The organism is Thalassococcus sp. BH17M4-6 (assembly GCF_049323015.1).
Taxonomy (GTDB): Bacteria; Pseudomonadota; Alphaproteobacteria; order Rhodobacterales; family Rhodobacteraceae; genus Puniceibacterium.
Window position 1 is genome coordinate 87,346 of the sequence record NZ_JBMPGU010000003.1, and the last position, 23,773, is coordinate 111,118.

Here is a 23,773-nt window from a genome sequence, read left to right on the forward strand (position 1 = left end):
AGCATTTGCTTTGGTGAGTCCGAAGCTGCCCCCCGTACCGAACAGCCCCGAAAGGACATCCCATGCAACTTCTGCGCGCCGGCCCCTCTCCTTTTGTCCGCAAGGTGCTCGTGACGCTGCACGAAACCGGCCAGTTCGACGAGGTCGAGCAGATCGATGTCGCGGCCTCGCCGCTGCAACCCGACGCCACGCTGATCGCCGCCAACCCGGTGGGCAAGATCCCGGCGCTGGTGCGGACCAACGGCCCCACGCTCTATGACAGCCGGGTGATTTGCCGCTTTCTCGACGATCGCGCCAAGGCCGGACTTTACCCCGAAAACCGGCTCTGGGATACGCTGACGCTCGAGGCGACGGCGGACGGGATCATGGATGCTGCGGTGCTGATCATCTACGAACAGCGGTTCCGCCCCGCCGACAAGGTCGATCCCGGCTGGATGGAAGGGCAATGGGGCAAGGTGGCGCGCGCGCTCGACGCGCTCAACACCCGTTGGATCAGCCATCTGCACGGACGGCTCGACATGGGCCAGATCGCCATCGGCTGCGCGCTGTCATACCTCGATTTCCGCCACGACGCCCGCCAGTGGCGCACAGGTCGCGATGCGTTGGCGAAATGGCACGCAAGCTTCGCCGAACGCGAATCGATGGTGAAAACCCGACCCACGGGCTGATACGCAAAGCCCCCGCCCTGCCCGCACGCCGGGCAGGTTCAGAACTTCAGCGACAGGCCGAAGTTCACCGCGTTGGTCTTGATGTCCGTCTTCAGCGATCCGTCGCCTTCCAGGTCGGCGTCGTTGCTGGAGTAGACGAACTGGTATTCGCCGAAGACCGCGAACCGGTCATTGAGGTCATAGCTCGCCCCGGCGATCAGACGCGCGGCGGGGCCGGTGTACTGGTAGCCGAAGGTCTTGAAGCCGGTGGTCGTCTCTACATCCACATGCGGCACCGCGATCCCGATGCCACCGCCCAGATAGGGGGTGAAATCGCCCCACTGGTTCTGCCAGCGGCGCATCGCGTTCACTGTCACGATGTTGAGCCCATCCGTGAGCTCGAGGCTCTCAAAGCCCAGGGCAGAGCGTTCGTCGTCGGGCGCATAGACCTTGGTGTGGGTGAATTCGAGCCCGAAGCCCAGCCGTTCATCGCGCCACCACATGCCGCGCACGCCGTAATAGGGGGGCATTTCGAACGACCGGCCTTCCCAGCCGATCAGCGCGTTGTACGAGCCGCCGCCGGGATAATCGCCGGAGATGCGGCTGTGCGGCGCGGTCTGCCAGCCGGTATAGAACGACAGTTCCATTTCCGCCGCCGCCGGTGTGGCCACAGCAGAGGAAAGGCCCAAGGCGGCCGCCGCAAGAATCGCTTTCGTCATGACGCACCCAATGTCCGGCGTTTCTTCTTTCGTAATTAGCACATAGGGTGGATGAGTCGAGGCCTCAACCGCGACACATGCGCGCTTTTGCCCGTCGTGTCCTTTTGATCGCTGGACGGTTCCGGACCGTCCCGCTAAATAGACCCGTGATGAGTTGCAGGCCCGCCCCGCAGCGCGCAGTCTTTGAACTGGCCACACGCCTGGCCCAGGAATGGAGTATACCTCGTGTCCCACGCAGACGATCACGAAGGCACCCGCAGGGATTTCCTTTATTACGCAACCGCCGGCGCCGGTGCCGTCACCGCAGGTGCCGCCATCTGGCCGTTGGTCAACCAGATGAACCCCTCTGCCGACGTCCGCGCCCTGTCGTCGATCCGCGTCGATGTCGGCGGCGTGTCCGAAGGGTCCCAGCTGACCGTCAAGTGGCTGGGCAAGCCCGTCTTCATCCGCCGCCGCACGGCGGAAGAGATCGAGGAAGCGACGGGCGTGCCGATGTCCGACCTGATCGACCCCATCGCCCGCAATGCCAACATCGATGCCAATGCCGAGGCGACGGATGCCAACCGAGCGCTGGACGAGTCCGGCGAATGGCTGGTGATGATGGGCGTCTGCACCCACCTGGGCTGCGTGCCGCTGGGCGAGGCCGGTGATTACGATGGCTGGTTCTGCCCCTGCCACGGATCCCATTACGACACCGCCGGACGCATCCGCCGCGGGCCCGCGCCGACGAACCTGCCGGTACCGCCTGCCGAGTTCGCCGATGAATCCACCCTCGTCCTCGGATAACGGAGCATAGAAATGGCTGGAATTCCGCACGACCATTACGAACCGAAGACCGGTGGCGAAAAGTGGGTCCACCGCCGCCTGCCGGTGATCGGATTACTGTACGACACGATCATGATCCCCACCCCCAAGAACCTGAACTGGATGTGGATCTGGGGGATCGTGCTGACCTTTACCCTGGCGTTGCAGATCATCACCGGCATCACGCTGGTCATGCACTACACGCCCGACGCCGACCTGGCCTTTGGCAGCGTCGAGCACATCATGCGCGACGTGAACGGCGGCTGGGCCCTGCGCTATCTGCATGCCAACGGCGCTTCGCTCTTCTTCGTCGCCGTCTATGCGCATATCTTCCGGGGTCTTTACTACGGCTCCTACAAGGAACCGCGTGAAATCACCTGGATCATCGGCATCCTGATCTACCTGCTGATGATGGGCACCGCCTTCATGGGCTACGTGCTGCCCTGGGGACAGATGTCGTTCTGGGGCGCCACCGTTATCACCGGCCTCTTCGGCGCCATCCCGTTCATCGGGGAGCCGATCCAGACCTGGCTTCTGGGCGGGCCTGCCGTGGACAACGCCACGCTGACGCGCTTCTTCTCGCTGCACTATCTTTTCCCGTTCGTGATCGCGGGGCTGGTGATCGTGCACATCTGGGCCTTCCACACCACCGGCAACAACAACCCCACCGGGGTCGAGGTGCGCCGCACGTCAAAGGCCGATGCGGCGAAAGACACCGTGCCGTTCTGGCCCTACTTCGTGATCAAGGATCTTTTCGCCCTGGCGGTGATCCTGGCCGTGTTCTTCGCCATCGTCGGTTTCATGCCGAACTACCTGGGCCACCCCGACAACTACATCGAGGCGAACCCGCTGGCGACGCCCGCGCACATCGTTCCGGAATGGTACTTCCTGCCCTTCTACGCGATCCTGCGTGCGTTCACCTCCGAAGTCTGGGTCGTGCAGATCGCATCCTTCGTGACCGGCGGCATCATCGACGCCAAGTTCTTCGGCGTGCTGGCGATGTTCGGCGCAATCGCGGTCATGGCCGTGGTCCCGTGGCTTGACACCTCCTCGGTGCGCTCGGGCCGCTTCCGGCCGATGTTCAAGTGGTGGTTTGCCCTGCTCGTCGCGGACTTCTTTGTCCTGATGTGGTGTGGCGCGATGCCGGCCGAAGAACCCTATGCGACGATCTCGCTGATCGCGTCCGCTTACTGGTTTGCCTACTTCCTGGTGATCCTGCCGCTTCTGGGCGTCATCGAAAAGCCGCTGCCGCAGCCGGAAACCATCGAAGCGGATTTCGACGCGCATTATGCCAAGTCGGGCGGCACCGCCACCGCCGTCAAACCGACCCCGGCAGAGTAAGAAAGAGGACACCGAACCCATGTTCAAGAAACTCGCCCTCTCTGCCGTGATGGCAGTCACCCTGACCACCGGCAGCGCCTTTGCCGCCGGTGGGGAAGGGCATGTCGAGGATTTCGATTTCTCCTTCGAGGGGCCGTTCGGCACCTATGACCAGAACCAGCTGCAGCGCGGGCTGAAGATCTACACCGAGGTCTGCGCGGGCTGTCACGGGCTCAAGTTCGTGCCGATCCGGACCCTCTCGGCCGAGGATGGCCCCGGGCTGCCCGAGGATCAGGTGCGCGCCTATGCGGAGCAGAACTTCGAGGTGTTCGACGAAGAGCTGGATGATTTCCGCCCTGCCCGCCCCACCGACAACTTCCCGGCCAACGACTCGCTTGGTGCGCCGGACCTGTCGCTGATGGCCAAGGCACGCGCGGGCTTTCACGGCCCCTACGGTCTGGGCATCAACCAGTTCATCAACGGCATCGGCGGCCCGGAATACATCGCCTCGCTTCTGACCGGCTACACCGGTGAGGATATGGAGCAGGCCGGCACCATCCTTTACGAAAACACCGCCTTCCCGGGCGGCTGGATTTCCATGGCGCCGCCGCTTTACGGCGAGGATGTGGAATTCGACGACGGGCACGAGAACGATCTGCATCACGAGGCTGCGGACGTCGCCGCCTTCCTGATGTGGACGGCGGAACCCAAGATGATGGCGCGCAAGCAGGCCGGTTTTGCCGGAGTGCTGTTCCTGACGGTGCTGTCGGTTCTGCTTTATCTCACCAACAAACGGATCTGGGCGCCGATCAAGCGCAAGCACGGCTGATCCAGCCCGGGCGGATCTGACGAAAAGCCCCGCCTCGCGCGGGGCTTTTTGCTTGAAGGCGAGGAAAGCCCGCACGGGCTTGAGGAGCTACGCCCCCAGATACGCGCGCAGCGCCTCGGGTGGTGCCTCGAACAGCGCATGGGTGCCGACCGGTGGCTGCGCCACGCCGTCAGCCACAAGAACCACCCGGTCGGCAAAGCGTTTCGCGTCACCCGGATCATGGGTCACCAGCACCACCAGCGCCTGCAGCCCCTCGGCCACATCGCGCACCAGTTCCAGCATCTCGGCCTTGAGCGCCGGACCCAGTGCCGCGAAAGGCTCATCAAGCAGCATCACGGGGCGGTCCTGCACCAGCACCCGCGCCAGCGCCGCGCGGCTTTGCTGCCCCCCCGACAGCGCGCCGGGCTTGCGGCCCCCCATCCCTTTCAGCCCCACACGGACCAGCGCATCGTCGATCCGCGCCGTGTCCTCCTTTGAAACCCGCCCGCCGCCGGGCCGCAGCGCCAGCCCCAGGTTGCGCGCGATGGAGAGGTGCGGAAAAAGGTTGTTGTCCTGAAACAGCATCGACACCGGGCGCTTGCCCGGTGCCAGCGGGCCAAGGTCCCGCCCCTGCCAGGTGATCCGCCCGGCCTGCGGCACCCGGAAGCCTGCAATCGCGTCCAGCAAAGTCGACTTGCCCGCCCCCGACGGGCCGATCACCGCCACCCGTTCGCCGGGCTGCAACGAAAGATCGGCTGACAGCGCAAAATCGCCCGCGCGGATATCGACCCCCTCAAGCCTCAGCATTCACACGCCCCCCGCGGTCGAACAGCCAGAACAGCCCCAGGCTCAGCGCCAGCAGCAGCAGCGCCGCTCCTGCTGCCCCCTCCATCCGGTAGGATCCCATCAGTTGGTAGACCCGCAGCGGCAGCGTCGTCCGATCAGGATCGGCGAATAGCGCGATGACCCCAAGGTCCCCCATCGACAGCGCCGCCGTCAGACCGGCGGCGAAACCCAGCGGCCTGCGCAGGCGCGGCACCAGCACCCAGCGCAGCCAGGCCCAGCCGGTCAACCCCAGCGCCGCCCCCAGCCGCCCGAAATCGGCGCGGATCGCCTGCGCCTCGGGCCGCAGGATGCGGAGGGCAAACGGCAGCGCCACCAGCGCGTTGACCAGTCCGGTGACCCAAAGCGCCAGATCGAACGGGTTGGCATAGGGCCGCACGATCAAGAACAGACCCGTGCCCAGCACCAGCGGCGACACGGCGATGCCAGCCAGGCCCACGACCTCTCCGCCGCGTGTCGCCAGCGGCAGCGCCCACACGAGGCACAACAGGGTCGAGGCCAGGGCCACCGTCACCGAATGCTGCGCCGCCTGCCAGACCCCCGGCCCCATCTGACCCAGCCCCGGCAGGCCGCGCAGCACGACCATCGCCAGCGGCGTCAGCAGGAAAAGCGCCACCAGCAGGATTGCCAGAGCGTCGAACAGCAGCGCCGTGCGCCCGATGTCCCAGCGCGGCACCACCCGATCCAGCCCCGCGCCGAACCCGTCGCCGCCCGACAGGCGCAGCGCCACCAGCCCCGCCGCCAGCGCCAGCGCCAGCTGGATGACCGACAGCACCGCCGCGCGGGCAAGATCAAAATCGAACCGGATCGCCTGATAGATCGCGAGCTCTACCGTCGTGGCGCGCGGCCCGCCGCCCAGCGTCAGCGCCACGGCAAAGCTCGACAGGCAGATGACAAAGATCACCGCGAAGGCCCCCGGTACGATGCGCAAGAGCATCGGCGCCTCGATCACCCGCCACATCGCCCAAGGGCCAAGGTCCAGCGAGCCTGCCAGCCGCATCCGTTCCGCCGGGATGGCAAGCCAGGCCTGCAGGATCAGCCGCGTCGCCAGCGGCAGGTTGAGAAAGACATGCGCGATGACGACTCCGTGCAGGCCGTAGATCGACACCTCGGGCAATCCCAGCGCGCGCAGCCCGGTGTTGAGCAGGCCGGCATTGCCAAAGACCGCGAGCAGGCCCAGCACCGCCACGATCACCGGCAGGATGAAGGGCGCGCCCAGCAGCGCCACAAGCAGCCCGCGTCCGGCAAAGCGGCGGCGCGCCAGCGCGCGCGCCACCGGCACCGCGCACAGCACCGACAGCGCCGCAGAAAGCACCGCCTGTACCACCGTGAAGCGCAGCGCCTGCCAGTCGCCCGGGCCCAGCGCCGACCACCCGGTCGCGCGCCAGATCACCGCCGCCACCGGGCCAAGGGTCAGCCCGACGACCAGCAGGCCCGCGACTATTGCGAGAGCGCGCGGCGCCATGCCTCGATGGCCTCGTCCCGCAGGGCTGCGGCCTCGTCCTCGGAATAGAACAGCACCTTTTCCGGCAGATCGAGTTCCTTGAACCCCTCGGGCCAGCCGTCGCGCGGCAAGGCGGCGGGGAAGGACCAGTTGCCTGTGGCGATCATGGTCTGGAAGTCTTCGCTCAGGACAAAGGCCATGAACTCATCCGCCAGCTCCGGCTGATCGGTGCCCGCCACCTTGGCGGCCAGTTCGACCATGAAGTAATGGCCTTCGGGAAAGATCGCGGCCTTCTTGGTACGGTCATCCTCGGCGATGATGTGATAGGCGGGCGAGGTGGTGTAGGACAGGACCATGTCGGCCTCTCCATCCGTGAAAAGGCCATAGCTTTCCGACCAGCCCTTGGTCACCGTCAGGATTTTCGGCGCCAGCTTTTCCCAGGCGGCCTGCGCCCCGTCGCCGTAAACCACCCGCACCCACAGCACCAGCGCAAGGCCGGAAATGGATGACCGGGGATCCTGAATCACGATCTTCAGATCGTCGGGTGCGTCCAGAAGCGCGTCGAAGGATGCAGGTGCGTCGGCCATGCGTTCGGTGTTGTAGATGAACGCCGTGTGCCCATAGTTGAACGGCAGAAAGACCTCGTCGGTCCAGTCGATCGGCAGGGTCAGCGCATCCAGCGGCTGACCGTGCGGCGCGAAAAGCCCCGACTCGCGCGCCTTCTTCGTCACATCGGTGTTCAGACCAAAGACGATGTCGGCATCCGTGCGGTCGCCCTCAAGCAGCAGGCGGGGCAGCAGATCGCCGGGCTTGAACTGCAGATCGCAGGCGCAGCGCGCTTCGAACATCTCTTCGATCTTGGGGCCGGGACCCCATTCAGATGTCACGTAATCGCCCGCGTAAACCGTCAGAACGGGGGTTTGCGCCAGAGCGGTGCTGGCAGAAAATAGGACCGCTGCAATGGAAAGGGCCTTCATGGCATCCTCCTAAATTGCGACGGATGGGCAAAGTTGGAGGCGTATCCAGACCTTCCCTCCGCCGGTGTTAACCGGTTCAGGTTCAACGGGTTCGCTGTCGCATCTCAGGCACCGGACAACCGGCACCACCCCGAGGTAAGCTCAGAGCTAGCGCCCTGCCCTGTGACATTCAAGCGAAATCCCTTGAGGCCGCACCGCCCCTGCCCTAACAACCAGCCCGTAAAGGAGACCCGCGTCATGAGCCTGAATACTTTCGGTCATCTCTTCCGCGTCACGACCTGGGGCGAAAGCCACGGGCCCGCCCTGGGGGCGACGGTGGATGGCTGCCCGCCGGGCGTGCCGATTGACGAGGGCATGATCCAGCACTGGCTGGACCGGCGCAAACCCGGCACGTCGAAATACACCACCCAGCGGCGTGAACCGGACGCTGTACGCATTCTGTCCGGCGTCTTCGAGGGGCAGACCACCGGCACCCCGGTGCAGCTGATGATCGAGAATACCGACCAGCGGTCGAAGGATTACGGCGACATCGCCGAGAAATTCCGGCCCGGCCATGCCGATATCACCTATTGGCAGAAATACGGCATCCGCGATTATCGCGGCGGCGGCCGGTCCTCGGCCCGCGAAACCGCCGCACGGGTGGCGGCGGGCGGGCTGGCGCGCGCGGCCATCGACCAGCTGGCCCCGGGGGTCGAGATCACAGGCTACATGACTCAGATGGGCCCGCACGGCATCTCGGGCGCGCGGGACATGGATCAGATCGACCAGAACCCGTTCTGGGTGCCCTCGGCTCAGACGGCTGAGACCTGGGCCAACTACCTGGAAGAGCTGCGCAAATCCGGCAATTCGGTGGGGGCCATCATCGAGGTGGTGGCGCGCGGCGTGCCCGCGGGCCTGGGTGCGCCTGTCTATGGCAAGATCGACACCGATCTGGCGGCGGCGATGATGTCGATCAACGCGGTCAAGGGCGTCGAGATTGGCGAAGGCATGGCGGCGGCGATGCTGACAGGTGAGGACAATGCCGACGAGATATTCATGGGGAACGACGGCCAGCCGGTCTATTCCAGCAACCATGCGGGCGGCATTCTGGGCGGGATCACCACCGGCCAGGACATCGTGGTGCGCTTCGCGGTCAAACCGACCTCGTCGATCCTGAAACCGCGCCAGACCATCACCAAGTCCGGACAGGCGGCCGAGATCATCACCAAGGGTCGGCACGATCCTTGCGTCGGCATTCGCGCTGTCCCGGTGGGCGAGGCGATGATGGCCTGCGTGATCCTGGACCACCTGCTGCTCCATCGCGGCCAGATCGGCGAGAATCGCGGCAGCATCGGCTGAGGCTGAATCGGTCTTTTCCCCAACTGGCTTGGCTAGACCTTTGACTGCCGCGACACCTGCACCGCCAGAATGCCCATCGCGATGATCGCCACGCCCAGCACGTCGCCCGGCCCCAGCGCCTCGCCCAGCAGGGCGGCGGCGATGGCCACGCCCAGGAAAGGGTTGAGGAAGTGGAAGGTCGCCGCCTTCACCGCGCCGATCCTGTCGACCAGCAGGAACCAGACCAGCGTCGCGGCAAGACCCGGCACCAGCGTGGTGTAGAGAAAGGCCGCAACCAGCTGCCAGGACCAGTCGATCACCAGCGTCTCGAACGCCAGGGCAGGCACCCATAGGACCGCGCTGCCGACCAGCATCTGCAGCCCCACGACCATCAGGAAATTGCCCCCTGACGTGGCCCCGCGCACCGCCAGCGTGGCCGCCGTCAGCGACAGCACCCCCAGACCGCACAGCGCCAGGCCGAAAAGATCGACACCGCCCTGCAGCCGCGCGCCCATGATCAGCGACACGCCCGCAAGCCCCGCCAGCAGCCCGAAGATGCCCAGCGGCCGGATGGATTCGCGAAAGAACGCCCAGCCCGCAAAGGCCACAAGCAGCGGCATGGTCGACGCGATGATCGCCGCGAGAGAGGCCTGAACCGTCTGCATCGCGACGAAGTTCAAACCCAGATACAGCGCGTTCTGGCAGATGCCGAAGATCACCGTCGCCCGCCACTGCGCCCGCGTCAGGTGCCAGCTTTGCCCCATCGCCTTGGCGATCAGCACCGCCAGCAGCCCCGAGATCAGGAACCGGAGCGCCAGCGCGCTCAGCGGCGGGGCGGCGGCGACGATGATCCGCGCCGAGGTAAAGGCCGAGGACCACATGGCCGCAAAGGCCAGCCCCATGAGTATTGCGCGCAGGTCCATGACATCTCCGGTTGGCGGATGGCCGCACCTGACCCGCTCTGCCCGGCGGGGTCAAGGCGGCGCGCGCGCATAGCCGGATTGCGGTTACAAAAACCGGTGCAGGGCCCGTGGCATCATGATCCGCAGCGCGTTGTCGCGCAGGCGCAGATGCCGCCAGATGTGAAAGCCCGCGTGAAAGGCGACGATGGCCGCCAGCAGGTAGAATTCGATGGAATGCAGCTGTCCGACCAGGTCGTTGGCGCGCGGCATCCCCAGCGGTACGGCGATGGGCACGATCCCCCCGGCCCAAAGCTGACGCGACGCGGTCAGCCCCAGCAGAAACCCGGTCACCGCCACGCCGAACAGCCCCCAGATCAGCACCCGGTGCAGCCACCAGTGCACCCGCCGGGCCCGTGGCCCCAGCTTAGGACCCGGGCGGCTGGCCAGCCCCCGGCGCAGATAGTCGGCGGTCCAGAGCAGCGCCAGCGTCACGAAGACCAGCCCCAGCACCGAATGCAGCCGGATCGCCCAGGCCCCCACCTGCGCGACATCCTGCGGGGTCACCAGCAGGAACCACATGGTCAGGGGCACGACGCTCCAGTGAACGATCTTGAGGGCGGTGCGGCGGGTCATTGCAAATCTCATGGTCGGCTCACCTTAGCCACGCACGCGCCACGGGCAAAGTTTCCCCCGCCTCAGTGCTGCCGGGCGCGGACCAGATAGGCCTCGATCTGCGCCTCGCCCAGGGCGCGCAGCGCCTCGAGCCGGTGCAGCCCCTCGACCAGGATGAACCCGGCCCCTTCGGTGCGCACCTGAATGGGCGTGGTCTGGCCATTCTCGATCAGATCCTCGGCCAGCAGATCGCGTTTGGCCGGGTCCAGCGTCTTGCCGCGTTTGGCGGGGACCCGGATATCGGCGATGGCAAGGGTGCGTTTTTCCAGCATACCCTCAGCATGACAGGATCGCTGCCGTCGCGCCATCCGTCATATGTGCATCCGACACGAAAAGACCCCGCCTGACATGCAGGCGGGGCAAGGCAGCGCCTCTGCTTGAGGCGAGGCGCCGGCGGTGTTCGGATATCGGATGGCTAGTTCGGCCGGTCGCTCATCTCGGCGCGGATCTGCTGGCGGAGCACGTCGATGGGCACGACCTTGCCGTCGCGCTTGAAATGCCAGTAGGTCCAGCCGTTGCAGCTGGGCGCGCCCTCCAGATGCGCGCCGACCTGGTGGATCGAGCCCTTGACGTCATTGCCGATCAGCGTGCCGTCGGCGCGGACCTTGGCCTTGTGCCGGTTGCCGATGGAAAACAGCTCTTCGCCCGGGCGCAGCATGCCGCGTTCCACGAGCTGTCCGAAGGGCACCCGCGGTTCGGCGCGTTTCGAGGTGCTGACCTCGAGCCCGACCTTGTCGAACTTGCGCACCGCGTCGATGCGGGCCTGCGCCACCTCGCGGTAGGCGGCCTCGCGTTCGATGCCAATCCAGTCGCGGCCCAGCATCTTGGCCACGGCCCCGGTCGTCCCGGTGCCAAAGAACGGGTCCAGCACCACGTCGCCCACATTGGTGGCGCCGACCAGCACGCGGTGCAGCAGGCTCATCGGCTTTTGCGTCGGATGCGCCTTGTCCCCGGCCGCGTCCTTGAGCCGCTCGCCACCATTGCAGATCGGCAGAACCCAGTCGCTGCGCATCTGGATGCCGTCATTGAGCGCCTTGAGCGCCTCGTAGTTGAAGGTGTACTTGGCGCCCTCGCCCTTCGAGGCCCAGATCATCGTCTCGTGTGCATTGGTGAACCGCTTGCCGCGGAAATTCGGCATCGGGTTCGATTTGCGCCAGACCACGTCGTTGAGGATCCAGAATCCGGCATCCTGCAGGGCGGTGCCCACGCGAAAGATGTTGTGATAGCTGCCGATCACCCAGATCGCCCCGCCGGGCTTGAGCAGCCGCCGCGCCGCCTTGAGCCAGTCCTGGGTAAATCTGTCATAAGCGGCGAAACTGGTGAACTGGTCCCAGTGATCGTCAACCGCATCGACGCGGGAATTGTCGGGGCGGTGCAGGTCGCCCCGCAGCTGCAAATTATAGGGCGGATCGGCGAAGATCAGATCGACCGACGCCTCGGGCAGACCGTTCATCACCTCGATGCAGTCGCCGTCCAGGATCGTGTTAAGAGGGAGCGCCTCGGCGCTCTTCAACTTGGTCATCTTCGTCATTTTCTGCCTCTGTCCCGCGGTGCATGTTTGCACTCGTTTGGTTGAGACAAAGATGAGTCAAAGGTGATTCGTGGTCAATTTCTTTTTTGAATCAAGCATTTAAGAATTATTCTTGATACAAGATATTGTGTACCGGTTTGAACGAACGTCTATGGTGTGGGGTCACACCAAGATTTGTGAGCGCCAATCTGTGGCTTTTCGACGGATATCCCATATTCGTCTCCCAGCCGTAGCCGGGATAGTGTTGCGCCAAATCCCACATGATGCGGTCGCGCCGTATTTTCGCCACAATTGAGGCCGCCGCGATCGACTGCGAAACCGCGTCGCCCTTGATGACCGCGGTCGCGGGCCAGGGAAAATCGCGCGGAATCAGGTTGCCGTCGACCAGCACGTGACCGGGGCGGCGCGGCAGCGCCTCGACCGCGCGGCGCATCGCCAGATGGCTGGCGCGCAGGATGTTGAGCTCATCGATCTCGGCCACGCTCGCCGCGCCGACGCCGATCTCGGCGCAGGTCATCAGCGTGGCATAAAGCACCTCGCGCCTGAGCGGCGGCACCTTCTTGGAATCGTTGAGCCCCTCGGGAATGCGGGCGGGGTCGAGAATGACCGCCGCCGCCACTACGGGTCCGGCCAGCGGCCCGCGCCCCACCTCGTCGACACCGGCGACCACCAGGTCGCCCAGCGCCGCCTCCATCTCGTAATCCGGCATGCTCATATGCCCAGAAACACCGATGCCCGCCTGGGCGCAAGCGGTTCGCCCCCTTCTCCGGTTTGCAAATACCTCGGGGAGTCGCCGCCCCGCGGCGACGGGGCAGAGCCCCCAAAACAAAAAAGCCGCGCGGCCCGGTGTTCCGGTGCCGCGCGGTTCCGGGACCGCCCGCAATGGGGGATTTGGCGGCCCCCTGCTCGTTCCTTAGCGGCGCGCCAGTTCAAAGCCGTTGCGGCGCAGGCAGCGGGTCTTGTAGACCACGCGCACGCCCTTTTCGGTGCGCATCTGCACCCGGCAGCGATCCGGCAGGCGGTTCACGCGGTGAAAGTTCCGCTCGACACAGCGCGCGCCCAGCACCGACACCCGGTCGCCCTTGCGGTTGACGCCGCGCAGCAGGCACCGGGTCGGCAGGCCGCGCGACCGGCGGTCCCAGTCGCGGCCACGGTCGGTGCGGTGGCGGTCGGTGCGGTGGCGGTCGCGCCCGTGGTCATAGCGATCATTCCGATCATAACGATTCCGGTCATAGCGATCCCGGTCATACCGCCCGCGGTCATACCGGTCGTCCCGGTCATAGCGGTGACCGTTGCTGTTGACCCGAACGCGGTCGTCATCGTCGCGACTGTTCTTGATCGCGTTGCCGATGATATAGACCGTCGCGGCGGTGCCCAGGATCCGGGCCAGCGCCTCGGCATCGTTGGCGCGGGCGGGGGTGGCGGCAAAGCCGGTGACGGTCAGGGCGGCGGCCAGAATCGTGGCGATGAATTTACGTGACATGAGACTGTCTCCTTTGCAGTATCGGTTCAGTTGCGGCGGACCCGCACCGGGCTGGCCCGCGTCCATGCCCCGAAACCTGGGCCAGCCCCGCAAAGTCAGGCAATATCGCCCCCCTGTTATCGGATATCCGGGCCGCAACACCCGGCGGTTATTGAATTTCCACGCGCGGCGGCGCATCTTGCGCGGCATGAAACACATCGTCCTTGCCCTTGCCCTATTGCTGCCTGCGACCGCCCAGGCCGCGTGCTTTGCCGACTACAAGGCGAAGCAGGACAACCCCTTGCGGCTGCATTACGGCGTGGCGGAAATCTCGGGCGATTGCTCGACCTCCGCCGCGCGATCCCAACTGGCCGACCGCCTCAAGGCGCAAGGCTGGACCCTGCTGAACGTGGTGTCGGTCTTCGACGCCTCGGGGCTTGACGAAAGGAAGGCCAGTGCCGGACCCTATTTCCTCCGCTTCTGAGGCGCGGCGCACAGGCTCTCGCATCGTCACCCTTGGCCTGTCGGCCATCGTCGCGCTGCTGATCGCGGCGGGGCTGCTCCTGCTGCTGACGCTGCCCGATGCGGGGGCGTTCAATGCCCGGGTCGAACAGCTCTTCATCGAAAATGACGATCTGACCGCGCAGGCGGAAATCAAGCTGCTCGAAATCCTCGCCCAGTCCGGCACCGCCTTTGCCGAAACGCTGGCGAGCTACCGGATGGTGATCTTCGTGCTCTTGGTCTTTGCCACCGCGATGCTGATCGCGGCGCTGGTGTTCCTGGTGATGCTGGTGACGCTCAACCGCCGGATGGCCCAGATCGAACGGTCGGGCATCCAGGTCAGTAGCCTGATCATCAGCCGCGAGGAGAACACCGTCTATCTCAACACCATGGGGTTCAAGCTGACCGAAGCGATGATGGAAACCCTGGCGGTGCTGGCCGAGGCGCGGATGGACAACGAAATGCTCACCGGCGCACAGATCGAGGCGGTGATTTCGGGCCGGTCCGAATGCGATTGCGAAGAGGCCGCCGGCGCCACCCGGATCAAGCGCCTGCGCGACGGGTTGGGCAACCAGCTTGTGTCAGAGCTTCTGGTCAAGAACATCGCCCGGCGTGGCTATGTGCTGGCCATCGACAAGGGCGTGATCGAGGTAGTCTGAGGGGCCGCCCTGCGAAAATCAGGTCTTCAAGCAGCAGCCACTGGCTTGGCAGTGCAAACCGCATCGCCGCCATGGCAGCGGTCCGACACCCCTACCGATCCTGCGCGCCCTTGCCCGCAAGAATTTTGTCGCGGTAGCCAGCGATGCGCCGGATGCGCGTGGCGGCGGTCTTGGCAGCGCCGATCGTGATGGCGTAGCTGCGACGACGTCCGGGGGTCAGGGCGCGGAACGCCTCAGCCAGCTCCGGGTCGGCGTCCAGCGCATCTTCCAGTTCCTCGGGCAGGTCCGGCTCTGTGGTGTCCTTCTTCGGAAGAATGCCCTTTTCGGCATGGCCCATCGCCTCGGCGAGATAGGCGCGGATCGCGGGCTCTTTCTGGGCAACCGCCCCGGCATCCCCGAACCGGATCAGGCTGGCGGTGCGGCTGTTGGGGCCGGGCGGTTCCAGCATCCCCTCGGGATCCGACAGCAGCGCGGCATTGAAGAAGGACAGCCGAAAATCGCCGCGAAAGGCGCCGATCATCGCGATGTTTCGGGCCGCGTGCATGTAGACCGGGTGCCCCCATTTCGCTGCCTCGTCCAGACCGCTGGACAGGCAGATGCGCCGCAGCGCCGCCACCCCGTCGCGCCAGCGCAGCGCCGAACAGTCGGGCGTGTCGAACCGGTCGCAGCGTCCACAGCCCTTGGCGAAGTAGTCCCCGACTTCTGAGATCATCTCGGGCATGCCAGCCGCTCCCGTTGTCTGCTCCAGAGCTCAGAACAGCCCCGGCGCGCTGCCGTCAAGCACCTCTTCGCGGACCTTGAAGCTGGCCTTGACCGTTGCACCCGGCAGCGGCACGGTGCCGGCAGCGACGGGAAAGCTGGGGGCCTTGGGTTTTGACGGCTCAAGCTCGCCCCGGATGGCCAGCAGCGCGGTGCGGTGATCGGCCTTGTGCCGCAGCGCCATGGCGTTGAACTTTGCCGATTGATCGAGGAATTTCAGCCAGCTTTCGCGCCGCAGCTGGAACGGCCAGTTGAAATCGGCGCCATAGCCGGTCTGGTAGACCTGTTTGCCCAGCAGCACCGCCTGATAGACCCGGTGAGAAAACAGCTGCTGCGACGGCAGGTCGAGCGGCCCGGGCAACTGACGTTTCCACAGCTCGAGGTTCTCGGCCAGCAGGTCCGAGATCTTGAGCTCGGTGCGCGCGTCGATCCAATAGGGATCGTCGGTGCGGTTGCCCAGGCGGTAGTGCAGGCTGATGAAATCGCGCACCTCGTTGAACATGGCGTTGGAAATCTGGTTGTAGCGGTTGCGCGGGGCATCGGCGAAATCGCTGTCGGGGAAATGCGTCATCAGCCAGCGGATGCCCATGTCGACCATGTGGATCGCGGTCGATTCGAGCGGTTCGATAAAGCCGCTGGACAGCCCCAGCGCCACGCAGTTCTTGACCCAGGCCCGGCGCGACCGGCCGATGCGCATCGGGATGATCCGTGGCTCGGCCCCTTTGGGCGCGTCGCTGCCCAGATGCGCGAGGAATTCGTCGCGCGCCTGATCGTCGGTGCGGTGCGCGCTGGAAAACACGTAGCCGGTGCCGATCCGGTTGAACAGCGGCACCCGCCAGGACCACCCCGCCCCCAGCGCGGTCGAGGAGGTCGCCGAGGCGATCTTCATCGGGTCGGGGTGTGGGATCTGCAGCGCCATGGCGCGGTCGTTGCCCAGATAGTCCGAATAGCTCTCGAACGGCTCACCCAGTGCCTTGTTGATGATGAGGGCGCGAAAGCCGGTGCAGTCGATCACCAGTTCGACCGGGTGCCGCCCGGTTTCGCGCAGCTTGAGCGCCGCGACATAGCCGCGGTCGTCCAGTTCCACGTCGTCGACGTCGTCGCGCAGATGCGTGACCCCGCGTTTGACCCCGACATCGGCCAGAAGTCCCGCGAACTTGACCGCATCCAGGTGATAGGCATAGCCCACATGCCCCTGCCCCGCCTTGTCCTGCCCCAGCGAAATCGGCGCCTTGTTCTGCCGCACGAGGTCGATGGAGGGGGCAAAGCACTGGGCAAAGTCGCGCTTGCCGCCGCCGAAAGCGTGGTAGTGATAGCCGATATCGGAGCCTTCGACCGCCGGGGCGGGGTTGAAGCCGTTGATGTAGTCGATGAACCGGCCCTTGCGGTCGACATTCCAGTGCCGGAACATCACCCCCAGCTTGAAGGTCGCGTTGCAGGTGCGAAAGAATTCGCGGTCACGGATCTGCATGTGCCGCAGCGTGACCGGCATGTTGGGGACGGTCGCTTCGCCCACACCCACGGTGGCGATGGTGGGGCTTTCGATCAACGTGATCCTGAGGTCGGGCTTGCACAGCGTCCGCATCAGCGTTGCGGCCATCCACCCGGCGGTGCCGCCGCCCACGATGGTCACAGATTTGATTGGTTGCCCCATGTAGTCCCTCGAAGCGATCCCTTCCGGCCCTCATGGTAACGATTAAGTGAGCAAAAATCCACGGGGCGTGACCGCCGGGGTCAGAGCGCGGTCCAGATGCCGATGCCGCCGACCACGATCAGGCTGAGCGCCCAGAGCACATCGAGGTTGAACCAGCTGCGCGACAGGAATTTCAGCCCCAGCCAGTAATACATCCCCGCCGCCAGCGCGCCGCCCGCGACCGCCATCGCCGCCGTATGGGCCACGGCCACCAGAAGGGCGGTCCGGATGTTGCTGCCCATCAGAGATTCCGCGGCGGCATGGCCCGCATCCTCGGGCGCGCAAAGGCCCAGGTAGATCGGCACCAGCATCAGCCCCGCGCCATGGGCGATCGCCGCGAGGAATGACCACAGCGCCAGTTGGCTGGGCCGGACCCGCGCCAGAAACCGCGGATGCCGCCGGTTGATGAGAAGGTACACGCCCAGTCCAACCACCAGCAGCCCCGCGCCGATGCGGATTTCTGCCTCGTGATCGACCAGCACCGTCATCAGCGAAAACGGCAGCAAGATTGCCAGCATCGCCAGGAAATGCCCGCCCGCCAGCAGCGCCAGCGCCCTTGGCAGGGCACGGGCGTCCCGCTCCATCAGCGCCGCCGACACCGCCAGCGGCCAGCCCATGCCGGGGTTGAGACCGTGATAAAGCCCAGAGACGACGACGGCGCTCCAGAGCGCCGCCACCGAGGTCACGTCTTCCAAGGATCAGCCCCGAGGATCAGGCCGAGGGGTAACAGAAACTGTCGGTCGAACAGTCCCCGCCTTCCAGCCGGATCTGGTGGCTGCGATAGCCTTCGGGGAACTCGACCCAGAAATCCTTGTTCAGGGTCAGACCGCCGCCTTCGCCCACATCGGCCATGACCATCGCCGCGCCCCGGTCGCCGGGATAGAACTGGTCATCCCAGGTGGAGTAGAGCGAATTGGTCCAGTAGACCCGCTTGCCGTCGCGGCTGATCTCGACCATCTGCGGCCCGTAGCCAAAGGTTTTGCCGTTGGGATGCGGCGTCTTTGCGACGATGCCGCCGATTTCGACCTTGCCGGCAAGAACCGGGTTCATCGGATCGCTGACATCGTATTGATGCATCTCGCCCAGGCCCCAGCAGGCCACATAAAGGTACTTGTCATCCAGGCTCAGGTCGATGTCCGTGACCAGCGGCGGCACCGCGCCAAAGCCCTTGAGCAGCTCGGGCAGGTCGTCCGCATCGGCGGGCTTGGGGTCGATGGTCACGGTTTTCTTGGCCTCGAACGTGCCGTCCTTGTTGCGCCACCAGGTAAAGATCGCGCCCTGCAGGTTGGTGGTGTCGACCACCACCCCGCAAAAGCCGTATTCCTTGGCGGGGTCATGCGCGGGCCGGATTTCCAGCGCCATCTGGTGATTTGCGCCCAGGTCGATGGTCTGCACGCATTTGCGCGCCCGCAGGTCCCAGAAATGGATGCTGTGCCCGTATTTGTTCGACAGCAGATCCTCGGGCACGATGCCGTTTTCGAATTGCGGCGGCAGGCCCCATTCAGAGCTGACCATGTAGTCGCGCGGCAGGTTCCACCAGAAATCGTAGTGCTTGTCCTGTGCGCCACGGTCCATTTCGTAGCGGCCCAGCACCTCGAACGTTTCGCAATCCATGATGAAGATGCCCGGAGGACCGTCGGTGCCATCTTCGCCGCCGCCGCCCAAGGTGCTGACATAGATGCCCTCGGGGCCGCAGTGGATCGTGTGCGGACGCGAATAGCCGGTCTTTTTCATGATCTCTTCAGGCTCGATGATCTTGTGGATCTTGGCCTTGAGCGGTTCCTTCACGTCCACCACGTAGATGCGGCTGGACCGGATGCCCGGGATGATCAGGTAGCGGCGTTCAAGGAACGCGTGGCCGGTCAGCGGCGACAGGGCCGAGGAGCAGGCGTTCCAGCCGAAGTGGTGAAATTCGTCGCCCTTGTTGGGCATGAACAGCGAATGCACGATCTCGCCGTAGGTCTTGGAATTCGGGTCCACATCGACCACGGCCAGCCCGTCGGGCTGCGACCCGTCGGGGCTCAGCATCAGGGTAAAGGCCAGGGTTTCGGCCGGCGCCTCCATCGCCAGCTTGGGGGTCGCATGGAATGTCGGATCAGGTCTCAGGTTCATCGTCTCTATCCTCCCAGATAACGCGGCGCCGCTGTCCCTTTGCCGAGGAAACCGATGAAGATCAGCACCAATAGGCTGACGGAAAACACGTGAACGGACGACCGGAATAGGCAGCGCACCAAGGGCGGTTATGCGCCCTCTTGGGCAGCATCTGCGAAACCCGGTTCAAATGCCAGACATTTCTATTGTGCCTGACAACAGGCGGGGAATCCGACCGTCCGTGACGCCCTTCTCGAAGGAGATGCGCGCTAAACCAGCCCGATCATCGCATCGGGATCGCGGGCGCTTTGCAGACGGCGCGCGGCGTGAAAGGCGAACCTGCGCACCATGGCGGTGCGGCGCGCGGCAGGCAGCTTGTCCTCGGGTGCCATGCGCAAGATCTCGGCATCGTAGGCGTCGGCGATGATCAGCCCGGTCTCGTCAGGCAAGAGGTCGGTCGGAAAATCCGTATCCACGGCCCAGAAAAACCGGTCGCACCAGTCCAGGTAGCCCTGCCATTTGCCATCCCCCATGAAATCCGCGCGGCAGGATTTGCACTCCACCACCCAGATTTCGCCCTTGGGGCCCAGCGCCATGACGTCGACCCGCTTGCCGCGCTCGGGCACGAATTCCTCGACCACGGCGAATCCGTGGCTGGCCAGATGGCGGCAGACACCGCGGGCCAGAAGCTGGCCGGGAAGAAGCTCATCGCGCATGGATGAAGTTATGAACAAAAGATGAACAAAAGCAAGTCCGCCGCCGGGCATTTTTGCACCGGCCCCTTGCCCCGGACGCATCGGCGCATTACCTCGGGATCAGGCGGGTTCTGCCCTTCTCGTGCCACGGTTGCATTCCGGTGGCCTTAAGCAATTCCGAGGGAGTTGGCTCTGTCCGGGCCCTGGTCCGGTTACCTGACGCCCACCTGTATATACAGGTCCTCGGGAATGAGAGAACCACACGGTTGTGGTGGTTCCCGCCGACTCTCCCTGAACGACGCGCCGTTGTGGGCCGCCTGCGACCTGTGGCTTTCTTGCAAAGGACGCTCTTCCCTGACAAGAAATTGATCGAACACCCTGTGCAAACCGCTATCAATGGTGGTCGACGTGTCTTTCTACGCTGTTTCAGGCCATCGCCTGATCGGACGCTTCAAAAAGGATCAGGGTTTGGCCGAGCTTTCCGAAATCGAAAACATGATCGCCCGCACCGCACTTGGCGACCGGCAGGCGTTTTCCCAGCTTTACGATGCGACCTCGTCGAAACTTTTCGGTGTCGTGCTGCGTGTTCTTAATAACCGTGCGAGTGCCGAGGATGTTTTGCAGGAAAGTTACATGAAAATCTGGCGCCACTCCGACCGGTATCAGTCAAACGGGATGTCCCCGATGACCTGGCTGATCACCATCGCGCGCAACACCGCCATCGACCGCTTGCGCGCCACCCGCGACAGCGGTGCGGATGTGGACGATATGGCGGACCGGCTGGTCGCCAGCGGCCCCACGCCCGAACAATCAGCCATCGCCGCCGGTGAGGCATCGCGGATCACTGCCTGCCTGGACGAACTGGACACCGACAAGGGCCAGGCCGTCCGCGGGGCCTATCTGCAGGGGCTGAGCTATGCCGAACTGGCCGAGAAGTTCAGTGTCCCGCTCAACACCATGCGCACCTGGCTACGGCGCAGCCTGATCAGCCTGCGGGAGTGCATGGAACGATGACCGACGCCGAAACACCCGACATCCGCGCTGCCGAATACGTGCTGCGCCTGCTGAGCCCCGCCGATGAGCGCGCCTTTGAAGAGGCGCTGCCCGGCGATGCGGCGATGCGCGCGCGCGTGGTTTACTGGGCCAACCGGCTCGCGGGGATGAATATCGAGATCGACCCCGTCGCGCCGCCGGCCAAGGTGCGCCGCGCGCTGATGGAGCGGTTGTTCGGAGAGCCCGAGAAAAAGCCGCCGTTCTGGCAGCGTGTGGGCATGTGGCAGGCGATCAGCGCGGCATCGGTCGCGGTGGCGGCCTTCTTTGGCGTGCAGTCGATGCAGCCGTCGCTGGCGCCCGGCCTGATCAGCGAAATCGCCGCCGAGGATGACAGCCTGCGCGTGCTCGCGGTGGTGATCCCCTCGACCCACGTGATCCAGCTGACCCGCACCGCCGGGGAACCGGCAGAGGGCCGTGTGTTCGAGCTTTGGGGCCTGCCGCCCGACGGCGGCGCGCCTGTGTCGCTGGGCGTGCTGCCCGAAGGCCCGACCGCGTCGATCCAGGTCCCGGATGCGCTTCTGGGCTTTCCGGCGACGCAGCTGACGCTGGCGATTTCCGACGAACCCACCGGCGGCTCCCCCACCGGCGCGCCCACGGGCGACGTGTTGGCGCTGGGACAGATCACTTCTCTCTAGTCTGAAGCCGGAAAAACCTGCGCGGACGGGGGGCACCGCCTGCCGTCTGCTGAGGCGTTGTTCAGAACGCTTCCGGCTTCGCCTCGCGCGCCATGTGGTCCAGCACGGCGTTGACGAACTTCGGTTCCTTGCTTTCGGGAAAGAACGCACGGGCGATGTCGACATATTCGACGATCACCACCTTGGGCGGCGTGTCGAGCGACACAAGCTCCGCCCCCGCCGCGCGGAACAGCGCGCGCAGCGTCGGGTCGATCCGGGCGATCGGCCATTTGGCCACCAGCGCGCGGTCGGTCATCTGGTCGATTTTCGCCTGCCAGGACACCGCCTGATCCAGCAGCTTGGCAAACAGGTCGATGTCGCCATCGATCATCTCTTCGCCCTCCTCGACCTCAGCGCCAAAGCGGAAATCGAGGAATTCGCGCCGGACCTGATCGATGCCGACCGACGAATGCTCCATCTGGAACAGCGCCTGCACGGCATAGAGCCGCGAGGCGGATTTCATCTTGCGCTTCTGATTGCCCGAAAGGGGGCTTGGTGCGGTGCTCATGCGGTGCTGGGGTCCTTGGCCGATCCGGCGATCTGGTATTCGTCGCGGGCGGGTTGAAAGCCGACGCCCTTGCGCTGGCCGCCCCACTTACGGGCGAGCGCGATCAGATGCAAGGCCGCGGCCGCGGCACCGCCACCCTTGTTCTGGCCCGCCACCTCGGCGCGCGCCTGCGCCTGCGCCATGTTCTCGACTGTGAGGATGCCGTTGCCGATGCAAAGCCCCTGCAGACCCAGCAACGTGATGCCGCGAGATGAGTCGTTGCAGACGGTTTCATAATGCGTGGTCTCGCCCCGGATGACGCATCCCAGGGCCACGTAGCCGTCGAAATGGCTCAGCCGTTCGGCGATGCCGATGGCGGTAGGGACCTCGAGCGCGCCGGGCACCTCGACGGTTTCATGCGTGCCGCCCGCCGCCTCGATCTCGGCCCGGGCGCCTTCGATCAGCTGGTCGGCGATGTCGCGGTAGTAGGGCGCGACGACGATGAGCAGCTTGACAGGCCGGTCGAACTCCGCGCGCGGCAGGGTGTAATGCGTTTCATTGGAGGCCATCAGCCAAGCTCCGATATCTTCCGGGTGCCTACGATCTCAAGCCCATAGGCATCGAGGCCCACAATCTTGGGAGTGGGGGAATTGGTCAGCAGCACCAGTTTCGACAGGCCCAGCGACGACAGGATTTGCGCCCCCAGGCCGTATTGCCGCAGGGTCTTGGGGCTGACTTCATCATGGACGTCAAGCTTCATCGAGGTGTCGCGCAGCAGCACGACGACGCCGCGGCCCTCGGCGGCGACGGCCTCCATCGCGTGGTGAAACTCCGCCGCACGGCCCCGGGGACCGGTGCCCACGACATCCAGCATCGGGTCCATCGCGTGCATCCGCACCAGCACCGGATCGGGGCCCGACAGATCGCCCTTGGTCAGCACGATATGTTCGTCGCCATGGGTTTCATCCGTGTAGATGCGCATGTTCCATTCGCCGCCGAATTCGCTTTCGACGACTTCCTCCTTGCGCACCCGCACAAGGTTGTCGTTGCGGCGGCGGTAGGAAATCAGGTCGCTGATCGTCCCGATCTTGAGGTTGTGACGCTGGGCAAAGGCCACGAGTTCCGGCAACCGCGACATGGTGCCATCCTCGTTCATGATCTCGCAGATCACACCCGCCGGGTTCAGCCCGGCCAGTCGGCTCACGTCCACTGCAGCCTCGGTATGCCCGGCCCGCACCAGAACCCCGCCCTCGCGGGCGCGCAGCGGAAAAACGTGGCCCGGCGTGGCGATATCCTGCGCCCCTTTCGAGGCGTCGATGGCCACAGCGATGGTGCGCGCGCGGTCTGCCGCGGAAATGCCGGTGGTCACACCTTCGCGCGCCTCGATCGACACTGTGAAAGCCGTCTCATGCCGCGAGGAATTGTTGGTCGACATCAGGCTCAGGCCCAGCTGCTCGATCCGTGGCGCAGGCATCGCCAGGCAGATCAGTCCCCGCCCGTGCATCGCCATGAAATTCACCGCATCAGGCGTGGCCCATTGCGCGGGGATCACCAGATCGCCCTCGTTCTCGCGGTCCTCGTGATCGACCAGAATGAACATGCGCCCGTTGCGCGCATCCTCGATGATCTCCTCGACCGAGGAAATCGCATCCTTCCAGTTCTCTTCGACCGGACCGGGGGTTTCGTATTCCGCCATGAGGCCTCCGCCAATGTCT

The 23,773-nt window shown here is 65.1% G+C and carries 27 protein-coding genes, 1 other RNA gene and 1 riboswitch; of the genes, 10 read left to right on the forward strand and 18 right to left on the reverse strand.

The window, feature by feature from the left end:
• Positions 1 to 62 precede the first annotated feature (62 nt).
• Positions 63 to 668 (forward strand): glutathione S-transferase, encoded by a 606-nt coding sequence (locus tag ACOXXX_RS05265; RefSeq protein WP_422825507.1) that lies wholly within the window; start codon positions 63 to 65, stop codon positions 666 to 668.
• Positions 669 to 706: 38 nt separating this feature from the next.
• Here the strand turns inward: ACOXXX_RS05265 and ACOXXX_RS05270 are convergent, their stop codons facing one another.
• Positions 707 to 1,366, reverse strand: coding sequence for an outer membrane protein (locus ACOXXX_RS05270; protein ID WP_422825508.1), 660 nt, complete (start codon positions 1,364 to 1,366; stop codon positions 707 to 709).
• A gap of 225 nt (positions 1,367 to 1,591) precedes the next feature.
• Here ACOXXX_RS05270 and petA point away from each other — a divergent pair, with 225 nt between their 5' ends.
• The 3 genes from petA to ACOXXX_RS05285 are packed head-to-tail and all read left to right on the forward strand — an operon-like array spanning position 1,592 to position 4,319.
• A complete protein-coding gene (petA, locus tag ACOXXX_RS05275; protein WP_422825509.1) occupies positions 1,592 to 2,152 on the forward strand; it encodes a ubiquinol-cytochrome c reductase iron-sulfur subunit in 561 nt (186 codons plus the stop codon).
• A gap of 12 nt (positions 2,153 to 2,164) precedes the next feature.
• The gene (gene petB / locus ACOXXX_RS05280; RefSeq protein ID WP_422825510.1) at positions 2,165 to 3,511 is read left to right on the forward strand and encodes a cytochrome b; all 1,347 of its coding nucleotides are present in this window, start codon (positions 2,165 to 2,167) and stop codon (positions 3,509 to 3,511) included.
• A gap of 19 nt (positions 3,512 to 3,530) precedes the next feature.
• Positions 3,531 to 4,319 carry a cytochrome c1 gene (locus ACOXXX_RS05285; protein WP_422825511.1) on the forward strand — a complete coding sequence of 263 codons (789 nt, stop codon included), beginning with the start codon at positions 3,531 to 3,533 and terminating at the stop codon, positions 4,317 to 4,319.
• An 87-nt stretch (positions 4,320 to 4,406) separates the two neighbouring features.
• Here ACOXXX_RS05285 and ACOXXX_RS05290 read toward each other — a convergent pair whose 3' ends face one another.
• The 3 genes from ACOXXX_RS05290 to ACOXXX_RS05300 are packed head-to-tail and all read right to left on the reverse strand — an operon-like array spanning position 4,407 to position 7,562.
• Positions 4,407 to 5,105 (reverse strand): ATP-binding cassette domain-containing protein, encoded by a 699-nt coding sequence (locus ACOXXX_RS05290; protein ID WP_422825512.1) that lies wholly within the window; start codon positions 5,103 to 5,105, stop codon positions 4,407 to 4,409.
• The gene (locus ACOXXX_RS05295) at positions 5,092 to 6,606 is read right to left on the reverse strand and encodes a thiamine/thiamine pyrophosphate ABC transporter permease ThiP (protein WP_422825513.1); all 1,515 of its coding nucleotides are present in this window, start codon (positions 6,604 to 6,606) and stop codon (positions 5,092 to 5,094) included. Before ACOXXX_RS05295 ends, ACOXXX_RS05290 begins: the two co-directional genes overlap by 14 nt.
• Positions 6,582 to 7,562: a thiamine ABC transporter substrate-binding protein gene (locus ACOXXX_RS05300; RefSeq protein ID WP_422825514.1), complete on the reverse strand. Its 981-nt coding sequence runs from the start codon at positions 7,560 to 7,562 to the stop codon at positions 6,582 to 6,584. The genes ACOXXX_RS05295 and ACOXXX_RS05300 overlap by 25 nt, the downstream gene beginning before the upstream one ends.
• A gap of 36 nt (positions 7,563 to 7,598) precedes the next feature.
• Positions 7,599 to 7,705, reverse strand: a riboswitch (TPP riboswitch).
• A 94-nt stretch (positions 7,706 to 7,799) separates the two neighbouring features.
• On the opposite strand from ACOXXX_RS05300, the gene aroC reads away from it, so the two are divergent.
• A complete protein-coding gene (gene aroC, locus ACOXXX_RS05305) occupies positions 7,800 to 8,900 on the forward strand; it encodes a chorismate synthase (RefSeq protein ID WP_422825515.1) in 1,101 nt (366 codons plus the stop codon).
• Positions 8,901 to 8,932: 32 nt separating this feature from the next.
• Here aroC and ACOXXX_RS05310 read toward each other — a convergent pair whose 3' ends face one another.
• The 6 genes from ACOXXX_RS05310 to ACOXXX_RS05335 form a co-directional block, all read right to left on the reverse strand.
• Entirely contained in the window at positions 8,933 to 9,802 is an 870-nt protein-coding gene (locus tag ACOXXX_RS05310) for a DMT family transporter (RefSeq protein ID WP_422825516.1), read from the reverse strand.
• Between the two features lie 84 nt (positions 9,803 to 9,886).
• The gene (locus tag ACOXXX_RS05315; RefSeq protein WP_422825517.1) at positions 9,887 to 10,426 is read right to left on the reverse strand and encodes a cytochrome b/b6 domain-containing protein; all 540 of its coding nucleotides are present in this window, start codon (positions 10,424 to 10,426) and stop codon (positions 9,887 to 9,889) included.
• 50 nt (positions 10,427 to 10,476) lie between these two features.
• A complete protein-coding gene (locus ACOXXX_RS05320; RefSeq protein ID WP_422825518.1) occupies positions 10,477 to 10,725 on the reverse strand; it encodes a ParB N-terminal domain-containing protein in 249 nt (82 codons plus the stop codon).
• 143 nt (positions 10,726 to 10,868) lie between these two features.
• Positions 10,869 to 11,984: a site-specific DNA-methyltransferase gene (locus ACOXXX_RS05325; protein WP_422825519.1), complete on the reverse strand. Its 1,116-nt coding sequence runs from the start codon at positions 11,982 to 11,984 to the stop codon at positions 10,869 to 10,871.
• A 106-nt stretch (positions 11,985 to 12,090) separates the two neighbouring features.
• A complete protein-coding gene (locus ACOXXX_RS05330) occupies positions 12,091 to 12,699 on the reverse strand; it encodes a ribonuclease HII (RefSeq protein WP_422825520.1) in 609 nt (202 codons plus the stop codon).
• 198 nt (positions 12,700 to 12,897) lie between these two features.
• Positions 12,898 to 13,467 carry a hypothetical protein gene (locus ACOXXX_RS05335; protein ID WP_422825521.1) on the reverse strand — a complete coding sequence of 190 codons (570 nt, stop codon included), beginning with the start codon at positions 13,465 to 13,467 and terminating at the stop codon, positions 12,898 to 12,900.
• Between the two features lie 187 nt (positions 13,468 to 13,654).
• On the opposite strand from ACOXXX_RS05335, the gene ACOXXX_RS05340 reads away from it, so the two are divergent.
• On the forward strand, positions 13,655 to 13,930 hold the full coding sequence (locus ACOXXX_RS05340; protein ID WP_422825522.1) for a hypothetical protein: 276 nt from the start codon (positions 13,655 to 13,657) through the stop codon (positions 13,928 to 13,930).
• Complete coding sequence (locus ACOXXX_RS05345) at positions 13,902 to 14,606, forward strand: hypothetical protein (RefSeq protein ID WP_422825523.1); 705 nt, start codon at positions 13,902 to 13,904, stop codon at positions 14,604 to 14,606. Before ACOXXX_RS05340 ends, ACOXXX_RS05345 begins: the two co-directional genes overlap by 29 nt.
• A 91-nt stretch (positions 14,607 to 14,697) precedes the next feature.
• Here the strand turns inward: ACOXXX_RS05345 and ACOXXX_RS05350 are convergent, their stop codons facing one another.
• From ACOXXX_RS05350 to ACOXXX_RS05370, 5 genes are all read right to left on the reverse strand, one after another.
• Entirely contained in the window at positions 14,698 to 15,327 is a 630-nt protein-coding gene (locus tag ACOXXX_RS05350) for a YdeI/OmpD-associated family protein (RefSeq protein ID WP_422825524.1), read from the reverse strand.
• Between the two features lie 30 nt (positions 15,328 to 15,357).
• A complete protein-coding gene (locus tag ACOXXX_RS05355) occupies positions 15,358 to 17,019 on the reverse strand; it encodes a tryptophan halogenase family protein (RefSeq protein ID WP_422825525.1) in 1,662 nt (553 codons plus the stop codon).
• Positions 17,020 to 17,099: 80 nt separating this feature from the next.
• Entirely contained in the window at positions 17,100 to 17,753 is a 654-nt protein-coding gene (locus ACOXXX_RS05360) for a hypothetical protein (protein ID WP_422825526.1), read from the reverse strand.
• A gap of 16 nt (positions 17,754 to 17,769) precedes the next feature.
• Positions 17,770 to 19,170 carry a selenium-binding protein SBP56-related protein gene (locus ACOXXX_RS05365; protein WP_422825527.1) on the reverse strand — a complete coding sequence of 467 codons (1,401 nt, stop codon included), beginning with the start codon at positions 19,168 to 19,170 and terminating at the stop codon, positions 17,770 to 17,772.
• A 248-nt stretch (positions 19,171 to 19,418) separates the two neighbouring features.
• Entirely contained in the window at positions 19,419 to 19,865 is a 447-nt protein-coding gene (locus ACOXXX_RS05370) for an MmcB family DNA repair protein (protein WP_422825528.1), read from the reverse strand.
• 104 nt (positions 19,866 to 19,969) lie between these two features.
• Here ACOXXX_RS05370 and ssrS point away from each other — a divergent pair.
• From ssrS to ACOXXX_RS05385, 3 genes are all read left to right on the forward strand, one after another.
• Positions 19,970 to 20,126, forward strand: a non-coding RNA gene (gene ssrS, locus ACOXXX_RS05375) — 6S RNA.
• A 186-nt stretch (positions 20,127 to 20,312) separates the two neighbouring features.
• Entirely contained in the window at positions 20,313 to 20,858 is a 546-nt protein-coding gene (locus tag ACOXXX_RS05380) for a sigma-70 family RNA polymerase sigma factor (protein ID WP_422825529.1), read from the forward strand.
• Positions 20,855 to 21,532: an anti-sigma factor gene (locus ACOXXX_RS05385; RefSeq protein WP_422825530.1), complete on the forward strand. Its 678-nt coding sequence runs from the start codon at positions 20,855 to 20,857 to the stop codon at positions 21,530 to 21,532. Before ACOXXX_RS05380 ends, ACOXXX_RS05385 begins: the two co-directional genes overlap by 4 nt.
• Positions 21,533 to 21,593: 61 nt before the next feature.
• Here ACOXXX_RS05385 and nusB read toward each other — a convergent pair whose 3' ends face one another.
• The 3 genes from nusB to ribB are packed head-to-tail and all read right to left on the reverse strand — an operon-like array spanning position 21,594 to position 23,754.
• Positions 21,594 to 22,079 (reverse strand): transcription antitermination factor NusB, encoded by a 486-nt coding sequence (nusB, locus tag ACOXXX_RS05390; RefSeq protein WP_422825531.1) that lies wholly within the window; start codon positions 22,077 to 22,079, stop codon positions 21,594 to 21,596.
• Positions 22,076 to 22,627, reverse strand: coding sequence for a 6,7-dimethyl-8-ribityllumazine synthase (locus ACOXXX_RS05395; protein WP_422825532.1), 552 nt, complete (start codon positions 22,625 to 22,627; stop codon positions 22,076 to 22,078). The genes nusB and ACOXXX_RS05395 overlap by 4 nt, the downstream gene beginning before the upstream one ends.
• Entirely contained in the window at positions 22,627 to 23,754 is a 1,128-nt protein-coding gene (ribB, locus tag ACOXXX_RS05400; protein WP_422825533.1) for a 3,4-dihydroxy-2-butanone-4-phosphate synthase, read from the reverse strand. The genes ACOXXX_RS05395 and ribB overlap by 1 nt, the downstream gene beginning before the upstream one ends.
• Between the last annotated feature and the right edge of the window lie 19 nt (positions 23,755 to 23,773).